The 24,426-nt window shown below is 35.5% G+C and carries 20 protein-coding genes and 1 pseudogene; 2 read left to right on the forward strand and 19 right to left on the reverse strand.

Annotated features, from left to right (window positions below; genetic code table 11):
• Positions 1-361, forward strand: a pseudogene (locus C1G49_RS09230) (transposase); the annotation flags it as partial.
• A 16-nt stretch (positions 362-377) separates the two neighbouring features.
• On the opposite strand, the gene C1G49_RS09235 reads toward C1G49_RS09230, so the two are convergent.
• The 19 genes from C1G49_RS09235 to yaaA all read right to left on the reverse strand — a co-directional run bounded on the left by C1G49_RS09235 (position 378) and on the right by yaaA (position 22,697).
• A complete protein-coding gene (locus tag C1G49_RS09235) occupies positions 378-3,437 on the reverse strand; it encodes an RICIN domain-containing protein (RefSeq protein WP_161942112.1) in 3,060 nt (1,019 codons plus the stop codon).
• Positions 3,438-3,577: 140 nt separating this feature from the next.
• Positions 3,578-4,267 carry a sugar phosphate nucleotidyltransferase gene (locus C1G49_RS09240; RefSeq protein ID WP_105125462.1) on the reverse strand — a complete coding sequence of 230 codons (690 nt, stop codon included), beginning with the start codon at positions 4,265-4,267 and terminating at the stop codon, positions 3,578-3,580.
• A gap of 11 nt (positions 4,268-4,278) precedes the next feature.
• The gene (locus tag C1G49_RS09245; protein ID WP_105125463.1) at positions 4,279-5,199 is read right to left on the reverse strand and encodes a DMT family transporter; all 921 of its coding nucleotides are present in this window, start codon (positions 5,197-5,199) and stop codon (positions 4,279-4,281) included.
• The gene (locus tag C1G49_RS09250; protein WP_238595871.1) at positions 5,192-6,742 is read right to left on the reverse strand and encodes a phosphotransferase; all 1,551 of its coding nucleotides are present in this window, start codon (positions 6,740-6,742) and stop codon (positions 5,192-5,194) included. The genes C1G49_RS09245 and C1G49_RS09250 overlap by 8 nt, the downstream gene beginning before the upstream one ends.
• A gap of 30 nt (positions 6,743-6,772) precedes the next feature.
• Positions 6,773-7,612 (reverse strand): LicD family protein, encoded by an 840-nt coding sequence (locus C1G49_RS09255; RefSeq protein ID WP_105125464.1) that lies wholly within the window; start codon positions 7,610-7,612, stop codon positions 6,773-6,775.
• A 24-nt stretch (positions 7,613-7,636) separates the two neighbouring features.
• Positions 7,637-8,476, reverse strand: coding sequence for a glycosyltransferase (locus C1G49_RS09260; RefSeq protein ID WP_105125465.1), 840 nt, complete (start codon positions 8,474-8,476; stop codon positions 7,637-7,639).
• The gene (locus tag C1G49_RS09265; protein ID WP_105125466.1) at positions 8,476-9,954 is read right to left on the reverse strand and encodes a flippase; all 1,479 of its coding nucleotides are present in this window, start codon (positions 9,952-9,954) and stop codon (positions 8,476-8,478) included. Before C1G49_RS09265 ends, C1G49_RS09260 begins: the two co-directional genes overlap by 1 nt.
• A gap of 6 nt (positions 9,955-9,960) precedes the next feature.
• Positions 9,961-11,229: a hypothetical protein gene (locus C1G49_RS09270; protein WP_105125467.1), complete on the reverse strand. Its 1,269-nt coding sequence runs from the start codon at positions 11,227-11,229 to the stop codon at positions 9,961-9,963.
• A gap of 3 nt (positions 11,230-11,232) precedes the next feature.
• Complete coding sequence (locus C1G49_RS09275) at positions 11,233-12,360, reverse strand: glycosyltransferase (protein WP_105125468.1); 1,128 nt, start codon at positions 12,358-12,360, stop codon at positions 11,233-11,235.
• Positions 12,361-12,378: 18 nt separating this feature from the next.
• Positions 12,379-13,368 carry a Stealth CR1 domain-containing protein gene (locus C1G49_RS09280; protein ID WP_105125469.1) on the reverse strand — a complete coding sequence of 330 codons (990 nt, stop codon included), beginning with the start codon at positions 13,366-13,368 and terminating at the stop codon, positions 12,379-12,381.
• A gap of 13 nt (positions 13,369-13,381) precedes the next feature.
• Positions 13,382-14,479 (reverse strand): non-hydrolyzing UDP-N-acetylglucosamine 2-epimerase, encoded by a 1,098-nt coding sequence (wecB, locus tag C1G49_RS09285; RefSeq protein ID WP_105125470.1) that lies wholly within the window; start codon positions 14,477-14,479, stop codon positions 13,382-13,384.
• A gap of 4 nt (positions 14,480-14,483) precedes the next feature.
• Positions 14,484-15,605: a glycosyltransferase gene (locus C1G49_RS09290; protein ID WP_105125471.1), complete on the reverse strand. Its 1,122-nt coding sequence runs from the start codon at positions 15,603-15,605 to the stop codon at positions 14,484-14,486.
• On the reverse strand, positions 15,606-16,781 hold the full coding sequence (gene cps2T / locus C1G49_RS09295) for a beta 1-4 rhamnosyltransferase Cps2T (protein WP_105125472.1): 1,176 nt from the start codon (positions 16,779-16,781) through the stop codon (positions 15,606-15,608). It lies immediately after the preceding gene.
• A 33-nt stretch (positions 16,782-16,814) separates the two neighbouring features.
• Positions 16,815-18,194, reverse strand: coding sequence for a sugar transferase (locus tag C1G49_RS09300; RefSeq protein WP_105125473.1), 1,380 nt, complete (start codon positions 18,192-18,194; stop codon positions 16,815-16,817).
• A gap of 24 nt (positions 18,195-18,218) precedes the next feature.
• On the reverse strand, positions 18,219-18,950 hold the full coding sequence (gene cps4B / locus C1G49_RS09305; protein ID WP_105125474.1) for a capsular polysaccharide biosynthesis protein Cps4B: 732 nt from the start codon (positions 18,948-18,950) through the stop codon (positions 18,219-18,221).
• 37 nt (positions 18,951-18,987) lie between these two features.
• Positions 18,988-19,683, reverse strand: a complete 696-nt coding sequence (locus C1G49_RS09310; protein WP_105116925.1) for a tyrosine-protein kinase — start codon at positions 19,681-19,683, stop codon at positions 18,988-18,990.
• A 9-nt stretch (positions 19,684-19,692) separates the two neighbouring features.
• Positions 19,693-20,382 carry a YveK family protein gene (locus C1G49_RS09315; protein ID WP_105125475.1) on the reverse strand — a complete coding sequence of 230 codons (690 nt, stop codon included), beginning with the start codon at positions 20,380-20,382 and terminating at the stop codon, positions 19,693-19,695.
• 20 nt (positions 20,383-20,402) lie between these two features.
• On the reverse strand, positions 20,403-21,848 hold the full coding sequence (locus C1G49_RS09320; RefSeq protein WP_105125476.1) for an LCP family protein: 1,446 nt from the start codon (positions 21,846-21,848) through the stop codon (positions 20,403-20,405).
• Between the two features lie 123 nt (positions 21,849-21,971).
• Entirely contained in the window at positions 21,972-22,697 is a 726-nt protein-coding gene (gene yaaA, locus C1G49_RS09325; protein WP_105118331.1) for a peroxide stress protein YaaA, read from the reverse strand.
• Between the two features lie 119 nt (positions 22,698-22,816).
• On the opposite strand from yaaA, the gene C1G49_RS09330 reads away from it, so the two are divergent.
• Positions 22,817-24,076, forward strand: coding sequence for a PLP-dependent aminotransferase family protein (locus C1G49_RS09330; RefSeq protein WP_105125477.1), 1,260 nt, complete (start codon positions 22,817-22,819; stop codon positions 24,074-24,076).
• Positions 24,077-24,426 lie beyond the last annotated feature (350 nt).

Here is a 24,426-nt window from a genome sequence, read left to right on the forward strand (position 1 = left end):
ATGAACTCGAAATATTTCTTCGAGCTTCTGGAAGACAATTTGGATTTTGTCAATCCTGCCTTTAAAACTGTTTTTAAAACTTTTCTAAAGTATAAAACGTACATCACGAACGCAATGGAGCTTCCATATTCCAACGCCAAACTGGAGGCTACCAACAATCTCATCAAAGTCATTAAGAGAAATGCCTTTGGTTTCAGGAAGATGAAAACTTTAAAAAACGGATTTTGATTGCTTTGAACAGTGAAAAGGGCTGGGAAGAGCCCTTTTCAGCTTATCTCCTAAAAACAAGAAAGAGATAAAGAAAGAGAGAACGAAGTTCGTCCTCTCTAGGTGTTGCTTTTCATCTATCCACTACAGTTGACAAAGAGCCCAATTTATCACGGTCTCTTTGCTCGTTTTCCTGAGGAATCAACAAAAATCCCATTTATCCACTCATTTTGTGCCATTTTACCATCTGATTTTAGATAATAATCTCCTACCCAAGTATCTTTAACTCGTTTACCTATTTTATCAACATAGTACCAAATACCCTCAGTCTGAATCCACTGACTAGTAGCCATCTTACTATCAGGTTTCAAATAATAGCCATCAATCCAGGTATTGGTTACTTTCTTACCTGATTTGTCAACATAGTACCAAATACCCTCAGTCTGAATCCACTGACTGGTAGCCATCTTACTATCAGGTTTCAAATAATAGCCATCAATCCAGGTATTGGTTACTTTCTTACCTGATTTGTCAACATAGTACCAAATACCCTCAGTCTGAATCCACTTATTTTGTGCCATTTTACCATCCGGTTTTAGATAATAATCTCCTACCCAAGTATCTTTAACTCGTTTACCTGTTTTATCAACATAGTACCAAATACCCTCAGTCTGAATCCACTGACTGGTAGCCATCTTACTATCAGGTTTCAAATAATAGCCATCAATCCAGGTATTGGTTACTTTCTTACCTGATTTGTCAACATAGTACCAAACACCTGAGCTTTGAACCCATTGATTTGCCGCCATGCGACCGTCAGGTTGTAGATAATAAGACTCCCCTTTTATCGTCTGCCAACCAGTAAGCATATAACCAGAATTGTCAAAATAATACCATTTCTTATCAACGAATTTCCAATCATTCTTCGGATAAGAACCATCTTCATTTTGATACCACCAACCTTTGCTATCTTTTTTCCAACCTTCTTTAACAACAACCACAAACTTCCACAATTGATTATCGCTACCATTTCTTACCCAAAGGTAGGCATTGCGTTCTGTCGTTGATGAACCAGCAAAATCTAATGACATATTTTTCTTTTTGGAAAGAATTTCAAAGTAGCCATTACCTTTATCAAAGATAATCCATTGTTGAGCATCACTACCATTCGTATTATGCATAACAACACTTGCTGCATTATAACTACTATTACTAAAAGTATCTAGACTTCGACCTGTTGCTGTTGAAGTCAAACTATAATAACCGTTTCCTAAATATTTTACTTCAAACTTCTGATTGAGATTCCCCATAATAGCATTCATTTGTGCGTTTGAGTAACTATCATTTCCTGCACTAGCTTCAGTTAGCCTTAGTTGCTCGTTAGCCTTTGTAACGATGTAATACACACCATCAGCTATAGACCTTTTCGCTTCATTGTCAACAGATACAAACTTAAACGCCTGGGCACCAGTTCCATTCGACTCCCAAAGTTGAATATTGGTTCCAGAGCTAATGTGTCCTCCCGCAATATCTAAAACTAAGCCACTATGACGATTAATAATTTCAAATGCATCAATAGCACCTCGTCGTCTTAAAACCCACTGCTGATTATGACCCCCATGTAATGAGTAAGAATTGACATTTGCCCCAAGTGCTGTTGAGGTGGCATCCACTGAATTTCCTGTCGCTTTATGAACAATGGTATAATAACCATTCCCAATGTGTTTAACTGTAAATATCTGATCTGGAACTGCCGCATTTTCCAACAATTGAATATTTGTTCCATTTGCAGGATTTGCGGATTGGACATCAATTCCAAAATTTGGATTTACTGTTGAAACGATATGATAATCTCCATCAGATACTGATTGACCTGATTCCGTTGCTGCTTTACCAACATCTACACGATTCACTGGCGGAGCTACCGGTGCTGGCGTAGCATAATTTGGACGAATTACTCCCCAAAAGTTTCTATAATGTCCTCGAACAAGCTTTGCTGGCCCGCCTTGATAAGGAGCATCAACATTCTGCTCAACAGATAGGGAGGTATTTATATCTGCTTCAATAATGATACCTATATGACCGTAACCACCATTAACTGGGGCGGGATTATATAATGCAATGTCTCCCGGCAAAGGCACAAAGGTACTTGAGTTTTTAATTCTCTGCCATCCAGCTGGGAGAGGTACATTAGTAATATAATCTTTCGCATTGCCATTATGTCTCCAATGTGGAAACTTATGTTCAGCAAATAATCTAATTAAAGCTACACATTGCCCAGCCCAAAATCTACTATTACCAGTTCCTGCATAGTAACTGTACTGTCCTACACGACTCCTTGCCCAAGCAACAGCTTCCTCACGTGTCACTCCATTGGTACTAGAGTACAAAGAGGCACCATTACTAGATGTAGAATAGCTAGAATATAACTCATCAGAACTCCTATTACTGTTTTTGCTCGTCGAATTTGAAATATCAGACAAACCACGACCCAAAAAAGAATTTAGTACCTTATTAGATGAATTGTTAGTATCATTCCTTTTTTCTACAGAAGAATCAAGGAGCCCATCTATACTACCTGTCAACATTTCAGGCTCCAACTCCGTCGAAGTATCTACCAACTTCTCTTCATCTAGTCGAGTGTTTCCCGTATCAATTACCTCACTCGTTAAAGTAGACTCAGTTTCATCATTAGATTCATTATTCAATGTGGCAGGAATTGATTTATTTACCTTATTTTCAGGCTCCAACTCCGTCGAAGTATCTACCAACTTCTCTTCATCTAGTTGAGTGTTTCCCGTATCAATTACCTCACTCGTTAAAGTAGACTCAGTTTCATCATTAGATTCATTATTCAATGTGACAGGAATTGATTTATTTACCTTATTTTCAGGCTCTTTGTCAACGGCAGTAACAGTCGATACATTCTCTAATCCAGTATCTGTTTCGGTCCTCAAACCATCCAATTCCTCGATTTCCGAATTATCATCGGTTTCAACTGATATTTCTATACTGCCTTTTGTAGCATCATTAATCTCTTCGCCATTAGTATTATCGAGAACAACAGTTGATGTCAAAATCGATGACACTTCATCTGTATTGGCATAAACTTCTCCCGGTGTTTGAAGACCTACTGCACCTGCCGTGATGCCAGCTAAAAAGAGAGATTTGGCAAGTTTAATCTTACGCTTATGCTCTAAAATAAAACGCTTTCTTTTTCTTGTACTCATAGTATACCTCCTCATATATAATGAAATTAACTTAACACTGTCAACATATCAAAACAAGAGATAAATGTCAAGAAATTTTATGCTACATCAGCAATACGTTCATTAATTCGGGAAGTTCAGGAAATCCAGCAATCCTATGACTAGGTATGAGAACTTAAAAATTCTTGTAGTCGGTCTAAATCATCAAGATTATCAATCTCAAATATAACGTTTGAAGGAATATCTCGCTTATACACTGTCAACTTATCCAAGTTATCTTTTACAAGATTATCCCAATACAAATTACAAAAATCATTTGATTCTAACATTTCTTCAATAAGTTTGTTTAGAACCTGACCAGATTTTGCATCCCAATATGATACCCCAGATAGAATAGAGCCCTCGCCACTATCTATCACAATTTCATTCACTTGACCATTATCATCACATTTTAAAAGCCATTCATCTTCAAAACCTCTCTTATAAGCTGAAAAATATGTAGAAACTGCCACCTTAGCATCTAAGAAGTTGGTATGTAGATAGTTATCAGCATCAATTACATAGGCATCACTCAAAAACTCTCTCACAAGATACATAGTGTAAAAGTTATTATAAATATCATACTTATCGTTATGAATTAACTTAACTCCATATTTACTCTCTAAGAAGTCAAACTTTTCTGATAAATAACCTGTCACAATAATAATTTCTGAAATACCAATTTCATTTAAAAACAAAATTTGTCTTTCTATTAATGTCTGCTCTCCAACTTTAATCAAAGATTTAGGGGTTGTTAATGTTAGGGGTCTCAGTCTAGTACCCATTCCTGCTGCTAAAATAATCGCTCGCATAGATTCTCCTCTTAGTTTTTTATAACAAATAATGTCCCAATAATGATGAGTATGCTACTAATGACTAACTTTATATCTAATTGTCCTCCAAAAAGAAATAGTGAAAAAATCACTGTCCAAATAGAGTAAGTCACATTTAATCCCGTCGCTTTTACAGGACCAATAGTATCAATAGCTGAATAATAAGACATATAGGAAAGAGTACCTATAAGTGCTAGACCAATAATAAAAAGAATTGATTGTGAGTTAAAAACAGTTGCTAAACTGTAAACAACATCACCTTCCGCTAACATAAATAACAGATAGGCTAAACTTGAAACCCACTGCCTAATCAATAGAGCTTGTTTCGGCAAAATATCATCCTTCATACCGTAAGCGGTAATAACACTTTCTGAAGCCCAACCTAGTACACATAACCCTGCCGCCAAGAAGCCAATGAAATCTCCCCCTGCATTAGAACTTCCACTATATCCAAGAAAAATTACTGCTACCATCGTCAAAGAAAGGCCAAACCATCCCCGTTTGGTCAAATAATCTTTTAACAAAATCGCCCCTAATAAGGCTGCGATAGCAGGATACAGAGCAGAGATTGTTGCAGTTAGCCCCGTCCCTAACTTTTCTACCGCATACAGATAAGCTCTCATCCCTAAAGGACCAGCAAACAATGCTGCTATCATTACAAAATAAGCACTTCTACTTTTTAATTTTTGAATTGTCATTTTGAGCTGACCTCTGACAGCTAGGTCAGAAGTTAAAAAAGTTGCTGAAAAAAAATCATGAAAAAATGCTAACAGTAAAGTAGAGGACAACAGCTTATCATCTCCAGAAATGAAGGGACTCATCAATAAAATCAATCCATTCAAAGATGTATCTAAGCCCCAAAACATTCCAGACAACAGACCTTGTATTGTCCCTTTTAGACGACTATTCATATATCCCCCGTTTTCTAAGTTCGATAATTAGCCAAGAACTATATTCTCTTGCAAATTCATATTGTTTCTTAGCATAATCTCCAAAGTCCACACCCAGCATATGCTTGTATTCACACCAGTTGCTCCATAACAGGCCACAGGATGCAATATAGCAGTAAATTTTCAAGCGAATCTCTTCTGAACAATTATAATCAAAATAAATATCAATCAAACGGTCAATCTCTTGCTGATTGTATAAAGAATAGATACAGAACATAGCTATATCAACATGAGGATCCTGCATACCAGCATACTCCCAGTCGATTAAACGAATTTCTTCTTGACCTTCTTTAGAATAAATCAGGAAATTGTCTGGAATTGCATCAATATGTGTTAAAACCTTCTTTTCGACATGCTTTTCAATAAATTCGGAGAGATTAAAAACCTGTTTTTTCACCTGATTATAGTCATCATATGCAGATTCATTCCCATTACGCAAGAACTCATAAAAATCTATTTGAGCAAATATATCAAACTCATGTTCAACTTTTAACTCTAAGCTATGAAACTCCCGTAATTTAGACATACATTTCTTCAAGTCAGATAAAGCATTTGGATCACAGCTTCTAGCGCTATCTACAAATCTAGTAATCTTATAACCATTATCTGGATTCAAGTATACGATTTCATCACATATTCCTTTTCCATCCAATGTTCTATAGACCATTGCTTCTTGTTGGCGATCGATAAGCAAGTCAGTTCCCTCACCTGGTATACGCATAATATACTTGTCACCTTTGCAAGAAAATAGAAAAGATCGGTTGGTCATCCCCTTTTTGAGAGCAACAATATCACTAATCTCATTCGAACCGATTGAAAGGACACGACAGATTAATTTAATGATATCTGAATGTAAGTGCACTGATTGACTATCAATTCGTCTCAAATCTTCAAAGCTATCAATCTGATAAATAACATTTTTGGCTACAAAGGATGGGGTGACCCATAGTCGTTCCCCGTCATATAGCGCTTCTTCCCAAAAGGCCTCGTTTCCTCTATTACTTTTAGCAACAACATGTAATGACTCTCGTATCTTGTCGCTATCTTTTTCTGCAATGTAGGCAATCCCTGTCATTGATTCCCAATAGCCTGTTTTCTCGCAACAACTATTTTCGTAAACTAGATAGAATGAATCTGTCGAACTTTTGAGAAAAGGATTTTCCTGAGACCAAATATCACAAGGTAAAATATAGGTATTAGAGATTTTATCTGCAACAAGCATCAAAGAATAAAGGTTATTCATCTCAGAGTACCTCGAATTATTCACTAAGGTAACCCCGTATTTATCAGCAAGATATTCTAATCGTTCCCCCATATATCCGACAACAATTGTAATATCAAAAATCTGTGCTTCATGTAGTTGAAGTATTAAATGTTCGATAAGAGGACGGCCCGAAACCTCTAGTAATGCTTTCGGAACTTCAGTATTTATAGGAACCATTCTTATCCCAAAGCCTGCTGCTAGAATAATAGCGGATGATTTTGTATTTTTCTCTTGTTGCAAACCTGTTCTCCAATTCTACTCAAACTTATTTTAAGGCTTAGGATAGCCATCATTCCAAGTCAAACTATATGCATGATGCGAAACCTGTTGTTCTACAGGCGGTAGTTCCATGTAGTTACCATACTCTAGTTTTAATAATTTATCATAATTTTTAGGAACCTGAAAAAATTCACCATTAAATTCCAAATAACTTCCTTCAGCAAAATCTGAGTAGTTAAATACATTCTTTTCTGCAATTGAAGTCCCAGTTTCAAATGTTGCGACATAATAACTGGAATCAAAAGTGAACTTTGAATTTTCTTTCGTCAATTCTTTCATGAAGTACGAACTTCCTAATATAATAAAAGGAAGATTTTTTATCCTTCTCAATATCGATTTAATTCGTGATACATTGGTAGGAAACATCTTTTGGCGTGACTTTTTCCAAGTTTGATAATTTCTTAATGCTCGATTGTAACGAAGAAGAGCATTTTCATAATCATCTCCTGCACCATCTATTAAAAAAATATCGACATATACCCCCAACGGAACAGGTTCAATAAGATCATAATCTTGTATCAAATTTGTTCTTGTATCAATTATCTTTGGGAGTGGTACTTGAAAACGAACATCAGTATCTACAGAGATGAGTTTATAGTATGGATGTTCATTTTTCTGCATAACTTCCAGCAAGCGTTGATAATCAGAACGAGGCATCATAATATCGATATCATCATCCCAGGGAATAAATCCCTTATGTCTGACTGCTCCTATTAAGGAACCATACGCTAAATAGTATCTAATCGAATGTTCTTCACAGATTTTTTTTATATATTTTAAAATATCAAATTCCAGTTTCTGAACCAAGTCAATCGTAAAATCACAATTCATATATCTTGTCTCCTTACCTACCTATCAGCTTAATTTTTTTAATGTCCTACGCTGAAAGTAACGTGCTAAATTTAACATAAATTTACTTGACTTCAAATATTTTTCCATGAACAGAATCCGACTCTGGAATAAGATTTCCAATTGCTTACTTTTTTGTTGAATTGATTTATTAATACTAACCGAGTGTTCATGGCGATACGTATCATCTAAAATCAATAATGTACGAAAACCCTTGTCCTTTAACTTAAATCCTATAGTTGTTTCCTCAGCAAAAAGAAACATTTCCTCATCATAGCCACCGACTGAGAGAAACTTTTCTGTGCTGTACATTAACAATGCCCCCGGGATACAATCGACAAACTGTTCTGATTTCGAAAAATCCAATCTATAAGTTGTTGGGAAAAATCTTGCGAACTTTCCAGAATTTAGTACAGCATATTCAAAAGAAGTTGGCACTTTCCACGCTAAATCCTTAATTGCTTGATTATTAATATCTAATTGGACAGCCGAAACCATCGCAATATTGTCATTTTTTTCTAATGAGAAAACAAATCGTTCAATTAGGCCATTTGAAAATACCACATCTGGATTAGATAGAAGTACATACTTTGCATCAAAGTTTTCCTTTATGTACCTAGTACCAAAATTATTTCCATAGCCATATCCTCCATTTCTATCTGTTTTTATCACAGTTAGTTTATCTGAAGTCAATTTCTTTAATATACTATATGAATCATCACTGGAACAATTATCTACAATTAAGATGTGATTAAAAACAGGATAATACTTTATTTTCTCCACCAATTTTTTAACTGTTTCAGCATCATTGTAATTCAATATCATACATACACAAGAAGCACTCATCAAATTCTACCTCGCTTAATTTTTGAAATCAATTGACTGTATAACTCATATACCAACTTCTCTTTGAATAAAAGTAAGAGAATACCATAGGTACCAAAAAATGTCATTCCATATAGTATACTAGACATAAAATTACTACTAGAAACAGTTAATGATTTAGTTACAACAACGATTAGAGCAGAAAAAGTCGTCGCTAAAATGGAACGCAATAATTCTTCAAACTCAAAAGTAGCTTTAATAGTTGTTTTCAATACACTAACATGTACTAAAAAAACAACCATCTCTGCCAAACTAGATGCAATAGCCGCACCAACAGCACCTAGAATTGGAATAAATAGTATATTTATTATAACATTTACCGTAGCTCCGAAAAGTGCTCCTACAACTGTATATTTTTCTTTTCCGAGCGGTATTAATAATTGCCAAGCTGTAACGCTACTTAATCCAATAAAAATTATAGATGGCATCAAGAATTGTAAAATAGGTATTGCTTCCTTATAAGTTTCACCTGCTAAAACAAAAATGATTTCCTTTGACATTAGAACAAAGAATATTGCTATCGGAATTGAAGAAATAAATATAAAATTAAATGATTTTGAAATCATTCGTTCAAAATCTTTATTACTTTCATTCTTTAATGTATATGCAATTTTAGGTAACATTACAGATCCCAAAGCTGTTATCAAACTTACAAGAATATTCTTAACTTTAATAGCTGCTGAATAAAAACCAACACTAGAATTTTCAGTTAAAAAACCTAACATCACTTGATCTAAACTTGTAAAAATTACAGTCGTAGCATTGTATAAGAACAAGGTAACGATAGGTGCAATATGAAGCAAGATATCGCCTTTTCGTATTTGTCCTTCTTTCAAATCCACGTAATTGGATAATCTCATAATATTTAAGAAATTAGATCCAACCGACGCAAATACATTTATACCAGCATATATGATATAATCCTCTGGCTCGTGAACAAATAGGAACATCAAAAGAATCGATATTACTTTAAAAGCGATATTTCTGACAGTTATATATTGATACTGCTCAATTGCTTGATAAAACCATTCTACTCCTAGCATATTGAATAAGATTGTTACTGAAGAAATAAAAAATAACAATGTCTCACTAGAAAATTTTGGAACAGTAAACATGAGAACTATAAAAACGAGATAAGCTAAAAAAGTAAAGATTGAATTTATTAACAATAACTCTTTTACTATTTTAGCTAACTTCTCGCTATCGTTCCTGACTTCCGCACATTTTCTAATACCGTAAGATGGGATTCCCATAGAAGCGAATAAAGCAAAATATCCAACAACTGAAGTTGCAAAGGCAATTTTTCCATTTGCTTCACTTAATAAAACTCTCGAAACGTAGGGAAAGGTTATCAGCGGAAAAATTACCGCTGACATTTTCAATATAATATTCATTAAGAAGTTAAATCTAACAGACCTAACTTTAAATTTTTCAGTCATAATTTTTTACCTCTCCCTAACCTTAACTTGATTAATCCGACTATCTAAAAAACTATAAATAGCTAAATAAAACGGAACATCAAATATCCTTTGCGAATCAAACATATTTAAAATAATATTTGATCCTATAAGGTAAATAGTTAAACATAGCAAAAAATTGAAATAGGACCTATCTTCTAAGTTACGGCATTTAAGTAACAGTTGAATTGCCTTTATAAATAGAATTACATGTGTAACTAATACAAATAAACCCAGTTGAAAAATAGTTCCAAACATTCCAAAATCATCTAAATAATAGCTTCTCCACTGATTTTGAAGCAACATTGCATCAACAACCGATGCACCTCCCTTTATCAAAAAGCCCAAACCAAAATAAGCACTTTGTTGCTTCATCAAAGTTAGAAAATGTTCCACTCCTGTAAAACGGACTAAAGTCGAACCTCCGTACTGCCCGTTAGTTGAAATTATTGAAAACAAAGATTCTATCATTTGATAATTTAACAATAGGGTTATCCCAACCAAACAAATTAAAGCTATTTTTAAAACATGACCTTTTCTAGTTTGAACTTGGTTAAAATAATAAGTAAAGAATACAGATACTAATGCTAACATCGTTTGAAATCTAGCACGTGTTACTACAAGTAGGAAAAGAATAATGAAAGCAACAGCAATTTTAGACAATAAACCTCTGGTGTTTTTTTGTAAGGATTGAACCGTCAAATACGAAAGCACTACACCAATTAACATTCCGGCTTCAACACGTTGGAAACCATCACGAATCCATCCCTCATATTGAAGTAGCAAGCGTGGAAAAAAGGTAATTCCTCTAAAATTAAACATTCCCCAACTAAACATTCTAATCGCTAACATAATTAGCACGATTTTAGAAAGCAACGAAAGAAAAGGAACTGGAGATTGATCATCATGGAAAATAAGAACAATAGTATATGCAATAAGAGGAAGTGAATACAAAGAAAGGATATTTTTCGCAACTATTTCCAAGGAGTAGCCATATTTAAATACCGACATGGTAGTAGCTATTGCTATAACAAAAATATACAATAAAAAATAGCGATTTAAAAACCTAGTTTCTTCTTTCAATGATAAAGTGCTATATCTCTGCATCAAGAACCAAATAACGATTGCAGAAAAAATGATAAAAATTCGTTGATAGTAAGTTCCGACTACCTCTACTGGAAACAACCTATCTACTCCCAACATAATAAGTGCACTCATGGTCACAATAATCTTACTTAGCCTTGACAGTCGAATCATTTTCTATCCTTCTATAATATCTTTCACAATTTTATCCAAATCATCTTTCGCAAAGAAGTTATAACAATTTTTTTTCATTTCCTCATAATTCTCATCAATTGCATCAATGCAACTCACAATCGCTTCTGCATTCAATTCTTCAACACATTTACCAATTCCATACTGTTCAAACGGACGCTTTAACCCCAATACATTCGTCCCAATCATAGGTACTCCAAATGCACTATATTCATATACCTTGTTTGGAGCACAATATAAAGCATTTATTTCAGGATGTATTGTTGAACGTACTGGAATGTAAGGTGTTAGTCCAATATGAGCAAGCTTGAAAAACTCTAGGTGAGCTGGAGCATCATGATAGCCTAAATATACAATATTATCGTTCGATTCTAACAACTCTTCTAATTTAGTATCGCCTTCCGCAGTTTTTCCGATCAAATAAAAACAATAATCTTCCTTACCAGCAATCGCTTGAGCAAAATCAGAAATATTTCTATCCGAACCAATAAAACCTGCATAAAACAGAATCTTTCTCGTCTCATTCTTCATTACCTCTAAAGCTTTTACTGTATCTGTTGATAAATCTTTAGGAGATATTGTATAGGGTTTATTGGGCAAGACTATAGGCAGAACTTTTAAATCCCACCAAGCTTGCTGAATATATGCTCTGTCTAAATCTGGAACAACTACTCTATGAGCTTTCTTAGCATATTTATCCAGAGGGAAATCAAAGTATCTTGACTTCGGGAAAAGTGGTTTTCTTTGGATCAACTCCATCAGTTGCATAACATGTTTATACTGGAACAGTTGCTTTCTTAGAACATAAATTGCAATGTCAGTTGTTGTCCATAGAATATCCGAATCTCTCATAGACAACTCTACCGCATTTCGAATTTTATTATTTAAAAATAATAAACGATTTAGTTTAGGAAACAAGCCTCGGCGAGCATCGTATGCTATATATACATATTGAAAAAGATTATTTTCTTTTATTTGTGAAGGAATTCTACGAGATTCAGTTGAACTAATCAAATCAACCCTAACTTTATTATGCAATAAATTTTCAATCAGACTAATTACTGGCGGATAGCCTAAAAAATCACCTATATGGACAATGGTTATTTTCTTCATTTTTCACCTTCTCTTGTTTTATAGTTCAAAGTTAGATTTTCTAGGATACTTTTCCTCAAAAGTTGAAATATTTTTTTCTTTTATATTTTCAGAATACTTGGAATCATCACCATCATTGAGACAAATCAAACAATGCTTAGAGTTTTTTACTTCAGCGTTGATACGTTCCCATTCATCTATATCATAGCTTGCTCCAAATCTTACCGATCGTGGAACAAACTGTCCCGCAGAAAGCTGCCAATACCGCATTAACCAGTGATTAACATCACCCTTTGTTCTAAATTTATTTTTACAGGTTTTATCTAATACTTGCGTTTCTATGCTCCACAGATGTTCAAAAGTAGATTTTTTATATGCAATCGGTAAATGATGGTCATAAAAACCAAGAATATTCTTCCATGGAAGAACTGCAAAATTCTTTATCAAATGCTTTCCATATTTTAGTTTAAAAAATTTATATCCTGACTCTTTTACTATTTGATACGTATTAAAATAGTCATTAATTACTTCAATATTATTAAGCGAGATAGAAGCAATTCCACCACGTTTGGGTACTTGTGGACTAAAAATTCCTACATCAATCGGAACATTCGATTTAAAAAAGTCATCTGGGTTAACAGTGCTATTGATGAACATATCATCATTAAAAAGAACAAAATTTTCAGATAGTTCTGGAATTCTATGAATATTCAATTCAATAACGTTGGAATTAAATGTTGGTAGATACTTACTAGGAATGTAGTCTGAATGTTTAATAACAACTAATTTCTCATGATATACATTTAACCATTCTGGCAAATGACCCTCAGTAATCAAAAATACCTTATTGACCCAGGGAGCATGTTCCTCAACTGCTCTAAACCAATATTTAAAGATACCCCAATCTCTGTAACGAGCAATGCTATTTAATTTTTTGTCATCATCTGACATATATTTTTGCTTTTCTTGCTGCCATTCTGGATCATTTCCATCAACCCAGGTTACCACAAAATCTATTTTTTCTTTCATTTTCCACCTTAGTTTAAAGATATTTATCCAAAATATCCGCAATCTGGCGACTCGCAGTCCCATCACCGTAAGGATTGCTTGCTTGACTCATTTTCTCGTACTCAGAATTATCACTAAGTAAAATTGAAAATTCCTTGTATATAGTTTCTTCTTCAGTGCCAACTAATTTAAGAGTACCTGCTGCTATTCCTTCTGGTCTTTCTGTAGTATCTCGCATAACAAGAACCGGTTTTCCCAAAGAAGGAGCTTCTTCTTGAATTCCTCCCGAATCAGTCAAAATCAGATAGCTTTTCTTCAAGAAATTATGAAAATCAATCACTTCTAATGGCTCAATAATTTTGATTCGTGTTTCACTGTCAAAAACTTTATTAGCAATTCCCCTTACAACTGGATTTTTATGAATAGGATAAATAACCTTAACATCCGCATTTTCATCCAAAACTCGTTTGATAGCTCTAAACATGTTTTCCATAGGTTGTCCAAGATTCTCCCTGCGATGTGCAGTCAACATAATCAACCTAGAATCACCAATCCACTCAAAAAGATCATGATGATAATTATCTGAAACAGTCGTATTTAAAGCATCAATAGCCGTATTTCCAGTAACAAATATTTTATCTGCCTGACGCCCCTCATTGAGCAAGTTCTTACGTGCTTGTTCTGTAGGTGCGAAATTGAAATCCGAAACAATTGAAACAGCTTGTCGGTTGTATTCCTCAGGAAAGGGACTTTGCAAATCATAAGTTCGCAAACCTGCTTCTACGTGACCAACTTTTATTCCAGAATAGAACGCTGCTAATGAGGTAGCAAATGTTGTACTTGTATCGCCATGAACCAAAACAATATCTGGACTTTCAGCCTCTAAAACAGGTTTTATAGTATCCAAAATACTAGTTGTGATACTGTATAAAGTCTGTCCTTCCTTCATAATATTTAAATCGTAGTCTGGTACAACATTAAAAACTTCTAGTACTTGCTGCAACATCTCACGATGTTGCCCTGTAACACAAACGACTGTTTCGAAACTATCCCGCTGTTTCAACGTATTTACCAAGGGACACATTTTTATGGCTTCAGGTCTAGTTCCAAAAACTAACATCACTTTTTTCATTCCACTATCCTCTATTTAGTACTTTTTTATATCCTTTTAAAGTTTGTTGTGCTGCAATTTCCCATGTATAGTTTTCTAAAATCTTTTGTTGCAAACTACCGTTGTTATTTTTTACAAAAGCTTTTTCAATTGCAGTCCGTATACTCTCTATATCATCTGGAACACAATAAAAAGCTTCCTCTCCAAAATATTCTTTTGTAGTTCCAACTTCACTAACCGCTAAATTACAACCCATGACACCTGCCTCAAGACTGACCAGCCCTGGGGTATCTAACCAACTCGGTAAAGCACTAACCCTACATTTTTTAAATAATTTATACAATTTTTCATTATCGATACGCTCAATATAGAAAAAATTTTCATTTCTGTCTATATATTTCTTAATTTCTGCAAAATAATATTTAAAATTGTCCGATACTTGTCCAACTAATACCAATTTGTATGGCGACCCCTCTAAAGCTTGAACTAAAGCTAACTGATTCTTTCTTGCTTCAATTCTCCCGACACAGACTATCGCATCTTTAAACTCATTGAACTCTTCATCATCTACTAAATTCAGATAATTATTTGCTATGTTTGCATCAATTGCATTCGGAACCACAATGTAGTTCTGTTTATTTACAGAAAATGTTTCGTTCAATTTTTTCATCTCTAATTCAGCATTAGGAAGAAATAAATCAGCCTCATCTATAACATATCTCTGCATTTTTAAATATCCAACTGTTAATAAACTACGAGTCGACTTATTCCAAATCTTGTAATTCTTAATCCCTCTAATAAGAACTTTCAATCGTTCGATTTGATTGATAGAAAGTAGACCAGATAGTGCCTTACGAACACCATGCTGCCCTTTTTTCTCAAATTCTTCCATAGGCCAAAAAATTGTTGAAAGTACAACTGGTTTTCCTTGTTTCTTTGCGTTCTTTAATTGTATATACGTTTCGTTAACCCGTGTAATGTTCGTCAAATGAATAATATCATAAGTCGATAGATCTGGTTCTAATTCTAAACTAATATCAACTTGTACACCTAATTTTTCAAGTTGTTCTTTTGTTTTTAAGATTTGAACAGTATCTCCACCAGGCATCTCAAAAAAATTTTCCCTACTTTGAATAAGAACTTTCATCTATATTACTCCTTCAAAAGTTTTCTCGTATTCATCAACAATAAATTCCCAAGAGAATCTTTCTTTCACTTGTTTTGTTGATAAAATATCCATTTCATCAATACTTTCTCGTGATAATTGTTCACAACTTTCAATTACTCTGTGAAGGTTGTCTTTATCCCAATACAATGCTCCTTCTTCACCAACTTCTCTGTTAAAACCTACATTTAACAAAAGATTGAGTTTAGTTGAAGATAAAGCTTCTAACAAGGAAGGATTTGTACCACCTACTTCGTGACCATGGAAATAGGCAAAGGTATTTTCACGGATATACTTAAGTAACTCTTGATCATAAACAGTACCAACAAATTTGATACGTTCATCTTTATCGAAACCAGTTTCTTTCAGCAGTTTTTCATAGAAGGCATTTTGTTCAACATTTGTGACTAAAACGAAATCTCTCCTTGAGTTTGATTTCATAAACTCACGAATCATAGTTTCGTAATTATTTTCTGGAACGAAGCGACCGACAACTAGGTAATAGTTATCCTCTGTAACTCCTTTTGATGCAAACCAATCTCGGACAACTTGATCTGAACCAGAAAGTTTAGAAGCTGAGAGTTCTGTTCCATAAGCAATATAGGTTGTCTTCGGAGAATACTCTTGATAATCTTCCTGAATATACTTTTCAATATTCTTACTGTCACAAACCAATAAGTCTGCATGTTTCACCATTAATCGTTCCGATAGCTTCCAGTAACGACGAACAGGATAACTCCATTTCTCACGCAACCATTCATGACCATCTGGATTTACAAATAGTTGTCCACCAATTGCTTTAATTTGCTTCTTATAATGTTGGATAAACGGGCCTATTCGACAAGCCAAGATATAAAAGATTGGATTCTCATCTTTTTTTTCTTTTGCCATTTTAATAGCTTTTCGGAGTGCTATTATATCGTAGGCAATTGCTTTTGCTGGCCCGATATTTGGGACGTCTATACTAAAACAAGTTGCTCCATTATATTCAAAAAAATCTTCAGTAATATCTGACTGTTCTGAATTTTCTCTTGTACAAGCAACATAGTATTTGATTGATTTATCTTTTTGGTACTCGGTTAATTTTTCAACAAAAGTTTCAAAACCACCATATTTTGCTGGAATACCTTTTGAACCTATAATATAAACCGTTCTCATAAAATCCTATTTATAACCCAATCTAGAATTGAATTACTTACTTCCTTCTCTCTTAATAACAACTTTCACTGTCTTTAGCAAAATTTTTACATCCGACCAAATAGTCCAGTTATCAATATATTCAACATCTAACTTAACAACTTCGTCAAAGTCTGTTATATTACTACGTCCACTCACTTGCCAAAGTCCAGTAATCCCTGGTTTAAAGCTCAATCGTCTCTTTTGACCAGGAGTATATTTTTCAAACTCATCAACTGTAGGTGGACGTGTACCAACTAGACTCATATCGCCAATTAGAACATTATAAAATTGTGGTAACTCGTCTAAACTTGTTTTTCGTATGAAGTGTCCAATTGGAGTAATTCTAGGATCGTTATCCATTTTGAACATCCCGCCTTGCATCTGGTTTTGAGCCATTAATTCTTTCTTACGTTCCTCAGCATCCATATACATTGATCGATATTTATAGAATTTGAAAATACGACCATTTTTTCCTACTCGCTTTTGAACAAAAATGGCTGGACCACCATCTCTTCTTATAATTGGAACTAACAAAATAGAAACTATACCACAAATAATTAACCCAACTACTGCTCCAAGTATATCTAAAAGTCGTTTCATCATGATGTGACTAGGCTTATAAAAATTTGTGGAAAAAGTTACAATGCTATGGTCACCTAGTAGTTGAATTTTTTTGTTCTTAAGTGCAGTAAAACCAAATGAATTAATATCGACACTTACATCTATACCTAATAATTCAAATTCTGAAACTAGTTGCTTTAAATCAAAATATTCACTTGGTAAATTTATAAAGACGTGGTCGACCACTTCCCTTGTTGAAAATTCTATAGCTTCTTCAACAGAATAATAGATCGGTAATGATAAATTTATTTTATCTATTTCTGAACCTAAAACTACCAATGCAACAAGATTTTTTTGAAATAGTTTATCAGATTCAAATAAATCTTGCATATTTTCCCATCGTTCAGCCGTTGTAATTAAAACAGTCTTTCTTTGATAAGTTGTCGAAAAAAGAAAGTTGTCCTTAAACAGTTTGATGATTATATTAAATAAGTAGACCAATATGAAGTTTATTGATGTAAAATACACAACACCTCGTCTTGATAGTTCGAAATTATTCTCCAACATGAATGAAGCTGCCGTAAGAAAAATTGCAAAAATAATGCTATAGTTAAATGTTTTTTCAAACTCTTTCAGATTACCTCTATACTCAAATTCAACTGGCATACGAGATATAAAAAATACAAAATAATGAACCATCATTATGATAAAAATTCCAGAACGATTTAAATCAGCATTTGGTATTTGACTTGTTAAAATTGCAGAAATCGCAACTGCTATCATATCAAACAATGCCAATTTCGTTTGGCGATATCCTATTTCATTACTCATATCTCCTCCACTATTTCTATGAGGTTAGTGTACTTGATTTTTTAAAATCATTAAGGGATTTTTCTTAAACAAGGCTTTGGCCTTATCTAGTCCAAATTCTTCTGCAACCAGTTGATAGGCTTCTTTCATATAGGAAGGGCGACTGGTCAGATTATGCATATCACTCGCAACGCAGTGGACCAAGTCTTCTTCCAAGAAATACTGGGCACGTTTTTTAAACTCTTTAGCCTTATCACCAATCAAAGTCGACTTCAAAACGTGACTACTATTGATTTGTGTATAACACCCCTTATCAATTAGCTCTTCCACCCGTTCTGCCTTATAAGCAAGTGCATCATAACGTTCGATATGGGCAAGCAGAGGAGTCAGACCCAATAGGGTTACCTCATGCACTGCCTCCTGGATATCCTTCCAAGGAGTATTCATGCTAAACTCTAATAAAACATAGCGTGAACCATTGATAGTTGGTATTTTTTTCTTTTCCAGTTTCCCCAAGGCATCCTTGCTGTAATAGACCTCCGCTCCATAGCACAAGCGCACCTCAGGAAATTCCTCTTTTACAGCTTCTTTCAACTGTAGAAAATTAGCCATATTCACTTTTTCAGGTGTTTCAAACATCCCTTTTCGCCGATGGGAAGTAGCTACAATAAAACGAACTCCCTGACGATGAGCATGACCAATCAATGCTAAACTTTCCTCTATAGTCTTGGGACCATCATCTACACCAAAGATAATATGCGAATGAATATCAATCATTTCACTATTCCCTTTCTGGTTGTAACCCTATTCTTGTTTAAGCTTTTTTACCGTAATTGCCGTAGTTTCCATAATTACCGTAATCGCCATATTTTTCAGTGGTTACATCGTATTTATTCAAAATGACACCAAGAAATGGTGTTCCAGTTTGCTCCAACTGGTCTCTTACTTTCTTAACTGCTGAGCGTTTGATATTGCCAGCTTCAACAACAACTGCCATCGCATCACAACGTTGTGCGATGATAGCTGCGTCGATAACCATTCCCAATGGTGGACAGTCGACAATCACATAATCATAGTAGCGACGCAAGGTTGTTAAAAGATTTTCAAAATGTTTGCTTTGTAAGAGGGCTGTAGGGTTAGGAGAAATCTTTCCAGATTCAATAACAGTCAAGTTTGGCACATCTGTATCACATAGTCCCTGTGAAAGATCTGTTGTCCCTGCTAAATAGTCGGTCAAACCAGTTATTTTTGTCGTTGGTTTAAAGAAACCAGACATGACTGAATTTCGAATATCCGCATCAACAAGGACTGTTTTATAGCCAGAACGAGCATAGGCAACCGCTAAACTTGCGGCCGTGGTACTCTTTCCTTCATTTGATTGTACCGAAGTAATCCCAACTACTTTTATATCAGAACCGCTCAGCTGAATATTGGTACGAATAGCATTGAAGTACTCTTCTGTTTTCTGAATCAATTCTTTTTTTGTGCGTGCAATTTCTAAAGTTGCCATATCTTTCTCCTATTTCAATTTCTTAGAATCGGGTACCACACCCAAAAGAGGCATTCCTAAAACTTCCTCAATATCCTGAGGACGTTTCACTCGGTCGTCTAGTACCTCAACAACCAAAACTAGTGCAACTGCTAGAAAACCTCCCGCTAATAGACCTAGAACGATATTACGTTTGGTCCGTGGTGTAGACGGTTCTTCGGCTGGAACAGCCTCTTCAAGCGTTGTCACGTCGCTGACCTTGGTTACTTCGATAATTTTCTGAGCCGCTACCACACGCAAACCATTTGCGATACGAGCCGCTTCATTAGGATCTGCATCACGGACAGAGATAGAAACAATACGTGTATCAACTGGAATACTTACCGCAATTTTTTCCTTGATGCTTTCTGTTAGACCGAGTTCTGTCTGTACTTTGGTCAACACATCTTGTGACAGGATAATCTCTTTATAGTCTTTAACTAGGTAAGAACCTGCTTGCAATTCTTGGTTGGTCAAGCCCGCACCTGCCTCAACATTCTGGCTAACCACATAGATTCGTGTCGTAGAATCATACTGAGGTGTCACTAGAAAACTGCTAAATGCAAAGGCAAGCATTGCACCTAGAAAGGCTGTTAAAACAATTAAAATTTTCTTTCTCCAAATGGTACGCAATAAAAATAGTACGTCGATTTCAATGGCATTTACTTCTTGATTATTCATAATTTCTCCTAATTTATTTACTATTGTCCGTCCAAGACTGCTTGGATGGCTGATTTTACTTGTGTCAAACTATCTTGACTGATTTCCATCATGTAGAGCTGGGAACCCGGCATCGCATAGGATGGTAAATCCATACGACCATAGCCTGTCAAAGCTTGAGATTCCACAGTAAACTGGCTTCCAGACTCTAGCTGCCGATTGACTAAATCCATAATGGTTTCGATCGATAGGTCAGTTTGAATAGAACCTTCCAAACCTTTCAGAATGGCCTGGTAGTTACCTAAATTCTCTGGCGAACTGAGTTTCTTAATCAAGGCTGCAATGACCTTCTCCTGATTTTTTCCTCGATCATTATCTCCATTAGCTAAGGAGTAGCGTTCGCGAACAAAGGCAAGTGCCAACTCCGAATTTAAATGGATATTACCTACAGGAAATTGGTGACCACCAATATGGCTAGTAAACTCTTGATCATTGTAAACATCAATACCGCCAACCAGATCAATGAGTTGGAGGAAGGAGGTGAAGTTTAGTCGGATATAGTTGCTAATATCAATGCCATAGAGATTTTCTAAGGTGTGGACAGAAGCATTTACCCCGTAAATTCCTGCATGAGTCAACTTATCATACTGGTTTTGTCCTCCGTCAGCAATTGCAACATAGGAATCGCGTGGTGTCGTTGTCAAGAGTATCTTATGTGTTGCCCGATTGATGGTCATGATAATATTAACATCCGAACGAGATACCGACGAAATCGGCCCATAAGTATCTATACCACTAATGTAGATATTGAAGCTATCACCACTAGCTTGTTCTACCGCTGTTTCAACTGGTTTAGACATTTTGAAACTGTAGATTTTCTTCACTTTGGAAGAAAAATCTGGGTCTTCGCTTTCCAGAATATTTGTGAAAACTCCGTTTAAGACCATAGCCTGACTTTCGCCATTCATCATAGCTTGATAGGCAGACAAGTAAGAACTGGTCGGCATAGTTGCCAACTGAACCGATTTGGTCGTAGATACATCCTGCAATAGGGCTGAAACATTGTCCTGATCATATTCAGACGGAGCCAGCAAACTGGTTAGCTGACTAATATCACTGATATCACTACTTGCCGGGACCACAATACTCATTTCATATTCTGAAAAGGAAGCATTTGAATTCAGCTTGCTAGAAAAATCAACTACCTCTCGCATACCATAGACACCAGCTGAGGTGACAAGTAGCGAAAGGAGGAGAACAACTGTTGTGAAAATTGGCAATTTCTTGCACCATATCAACCAAACAGTGAAAAGTGCTAGTCCAATACTTACACCTGTAACGATATGGTTCAAATACCTAAAATTTAAGATTTGGTATCGATACATACTAAATAAAAACAGGCACAGGAACATTAGATAGGCAACCCACAAGCCCCAATTGACCATTCGGAGTATTGTGGGCTTCTTTCGACCACTTCTCTTCTTCATAACTAACCTTTCTTCCAATAGTATTCTTCTCATTATAACACATACTTCCAAGAATATCTACCTAGTTACTACCAAAGAAAACGCTCTACTGCATGGAGAAAGCGTTATTTTACATCTATCTTATTAAGGTCGTTTGAAGACGATGGTCTGGTACGTAGATTGTTCTGGACAGTAGTGAAAACCATCGACATCAAATCCTTTTATTTCTTCTGGATTTTGAATATTGTGTTTAGCCAACCACGAAAGCATCCGGCCACGACCTTTTTTGGAAATGGTGGAATGGACTTTTAGCTGACCATTTTTCTCTTCCTTGAAAATAACCTTGACCAATTTTTCCTGAACTTTTGGTGAAAAGACTTGTTCAAACTCTGACGAAGCAAGTGAGAGCAGGACATCTTCATCAATCACCTCTGCATCATAATAGGGACGCCAGTATTGTTTTAAAGATTGTTTACCAATCTTTAAATTTCCCTGAAAGTCAAGACGATGGGGTGAAATTAGTTCAAATGGAGAAATGAGACCATATAAGGCGGTTGCCACCCGTACATGCTTCTTGTGATAGTTCTCCTCTTCTGCTGTCAGGTCCCTTCTAGTCATGTAACGATACATAAGGCCATCATATAGTTGCCAGGCCGGGTAAGACTTGGCTTGACCTTGCCTAATCCTCTGCCATCGATCCAGTTCTAACTGGGCCTTGTCCTCGGATAATTTATATAAACTAGCCAGCTCCTCCAGGCTATATTGACCAATAACCTCTAGGACCGATGTGCTAGTATCAGACAGGGTTTGAAAGGCCTGATTATCCAGATTGGTATTTAGTTCTTTGGCGTTAGGAATAATGATTTTCATTCCCTCATTATACCATATAACTACTTGACTTCTCAAAGTAAATCATCTGGCTCGACCTTGTTTTTCCAAAAAAATTACCTTATACTAGTCTTAATTATTTCTGTAGGGGGACAGTTACAATGGATAAGTACCAGCGAATTATCCAGGATATCTTAGAGGGGATTGAAAACAATCAGTTTAAACGTGGTGAAAAACTGCCCTCTATTCGACAGCTCAGTCAGAACTACCAGTGCAGTAAGGACACTGTTCAGAAGGCCATGTTGGAACTAAAATACAAAAATAAAATATATGCCGTAGAAAAAAGTGGCTATTATGTGTTAGAAGATCAAGATTCTAAAAATCGAGTGCTTGAACTTGACCCTGCGGATTTTCAGGAGCTGCCTTATGAGGATTTTCGAGTATGCCTACATGAAAGTCTGATTGGGCGGGAGAACTATCTGTTTAACTACTACCATCAGCAAGAAGGGCTGGCAGAGTTAATCTCCTCTGTCCAACAACTCTTGATGAACTATCATGTCTACACAAAAAAAGACCAACTGGTTATTACAGCTGGTAGTCAACAGGCCCTCTATATCTTAACCCAGATGGATTTCGGGCCTGAGAAAACTGAAATATTGCTAGAAAATCCAACTTATTCCAGGATGGTTGAGTTGATGCAACACCAAGCTATCCCCTATCAGACAATTGAACGGGATTTTGATGGCATTGACCTGGTCAAGCTGGAAAAAATCTTTCAAACTGGAAAAATTAAATTCTTCTACACCATTCCCCGTCTGCACAATCCTCTGGGAAGTACCTATGATACAGCAAGTAAGACTGCTATTCTGAAGCTAGCTAAGAAATACGGGGTCTACATTATCGAAGATGATTATCTGGCAGATTTTGATTCTAGCAGAAGCCTGCCCCTCCACTATCTAGACACCGATAATCTGGTCATCTATATCAAATCCTTTACCCCTACACTCTTTCCAGCCCTTCGGATTGGTGCCATCAGTCTGCCCCAGCAGTTGAAGCCTGCTTTTATTAAACATAAGAGTTTGATTGACTACGATACCAACCTCATCATGCAGAAGGCCCTTTCCCTCTATATCGACAATGGAATGTTTGCCCGTAATACCCAAAATCTCCATCAGGTTCATCATGCCCAAAAATTAGATATAAAGACCAATATGGACGAAACTTCACTAAATATTCCCTATCGCATTTCCAAAGGAAGCGTGACCTTCCAGCTGAAAAAAGGTCAGGTCAGTCCATTTATAGAGAAACAACTTGAAGGAGCCGCCTTCTTTTCTGGAGAGGACCTTGATTTTCTACAAATCCAGTACACTAGTGATTTTAAGACAAGACTGGAAACATTCTTAGAGAAAATGACAATGTGAGGACAACATTTGAAATAGATCCCCTACTAGCTATACTGTATTGCGAAACAAAGGTCCTCAAACCTGTAACTTGAGGACCTTTGTTGTATCTAAGTCATTTTCAAAATGAACTCTTATTTCTACCATTTGTCAAGTCCATCAAGGTATTTGACGAAAAATATTTTGAGTCTCGAAATCCAAATATGGAAATTTTTTTATTTTGGACTAAAGTTTAGTGTAAAAAGTGTATACAAAAGCAACACCTTATGTTGAAAATTTTTGATAAGGTGTTACAATAATATTGCATAAACAATCTTACTGATTTTGGGTTAAAGTGTAATCGTAAAGTTTGTTATGCGTTATGAGGTAAG

Source organism: Streptococcus suis (assembly GCF_002960625.1).
Lineage (GTDB): Bacteria > Bacillota > Bacilli > Lactobacillales > Streptococcaceae > Streptococcus > Streptococcus suis_T.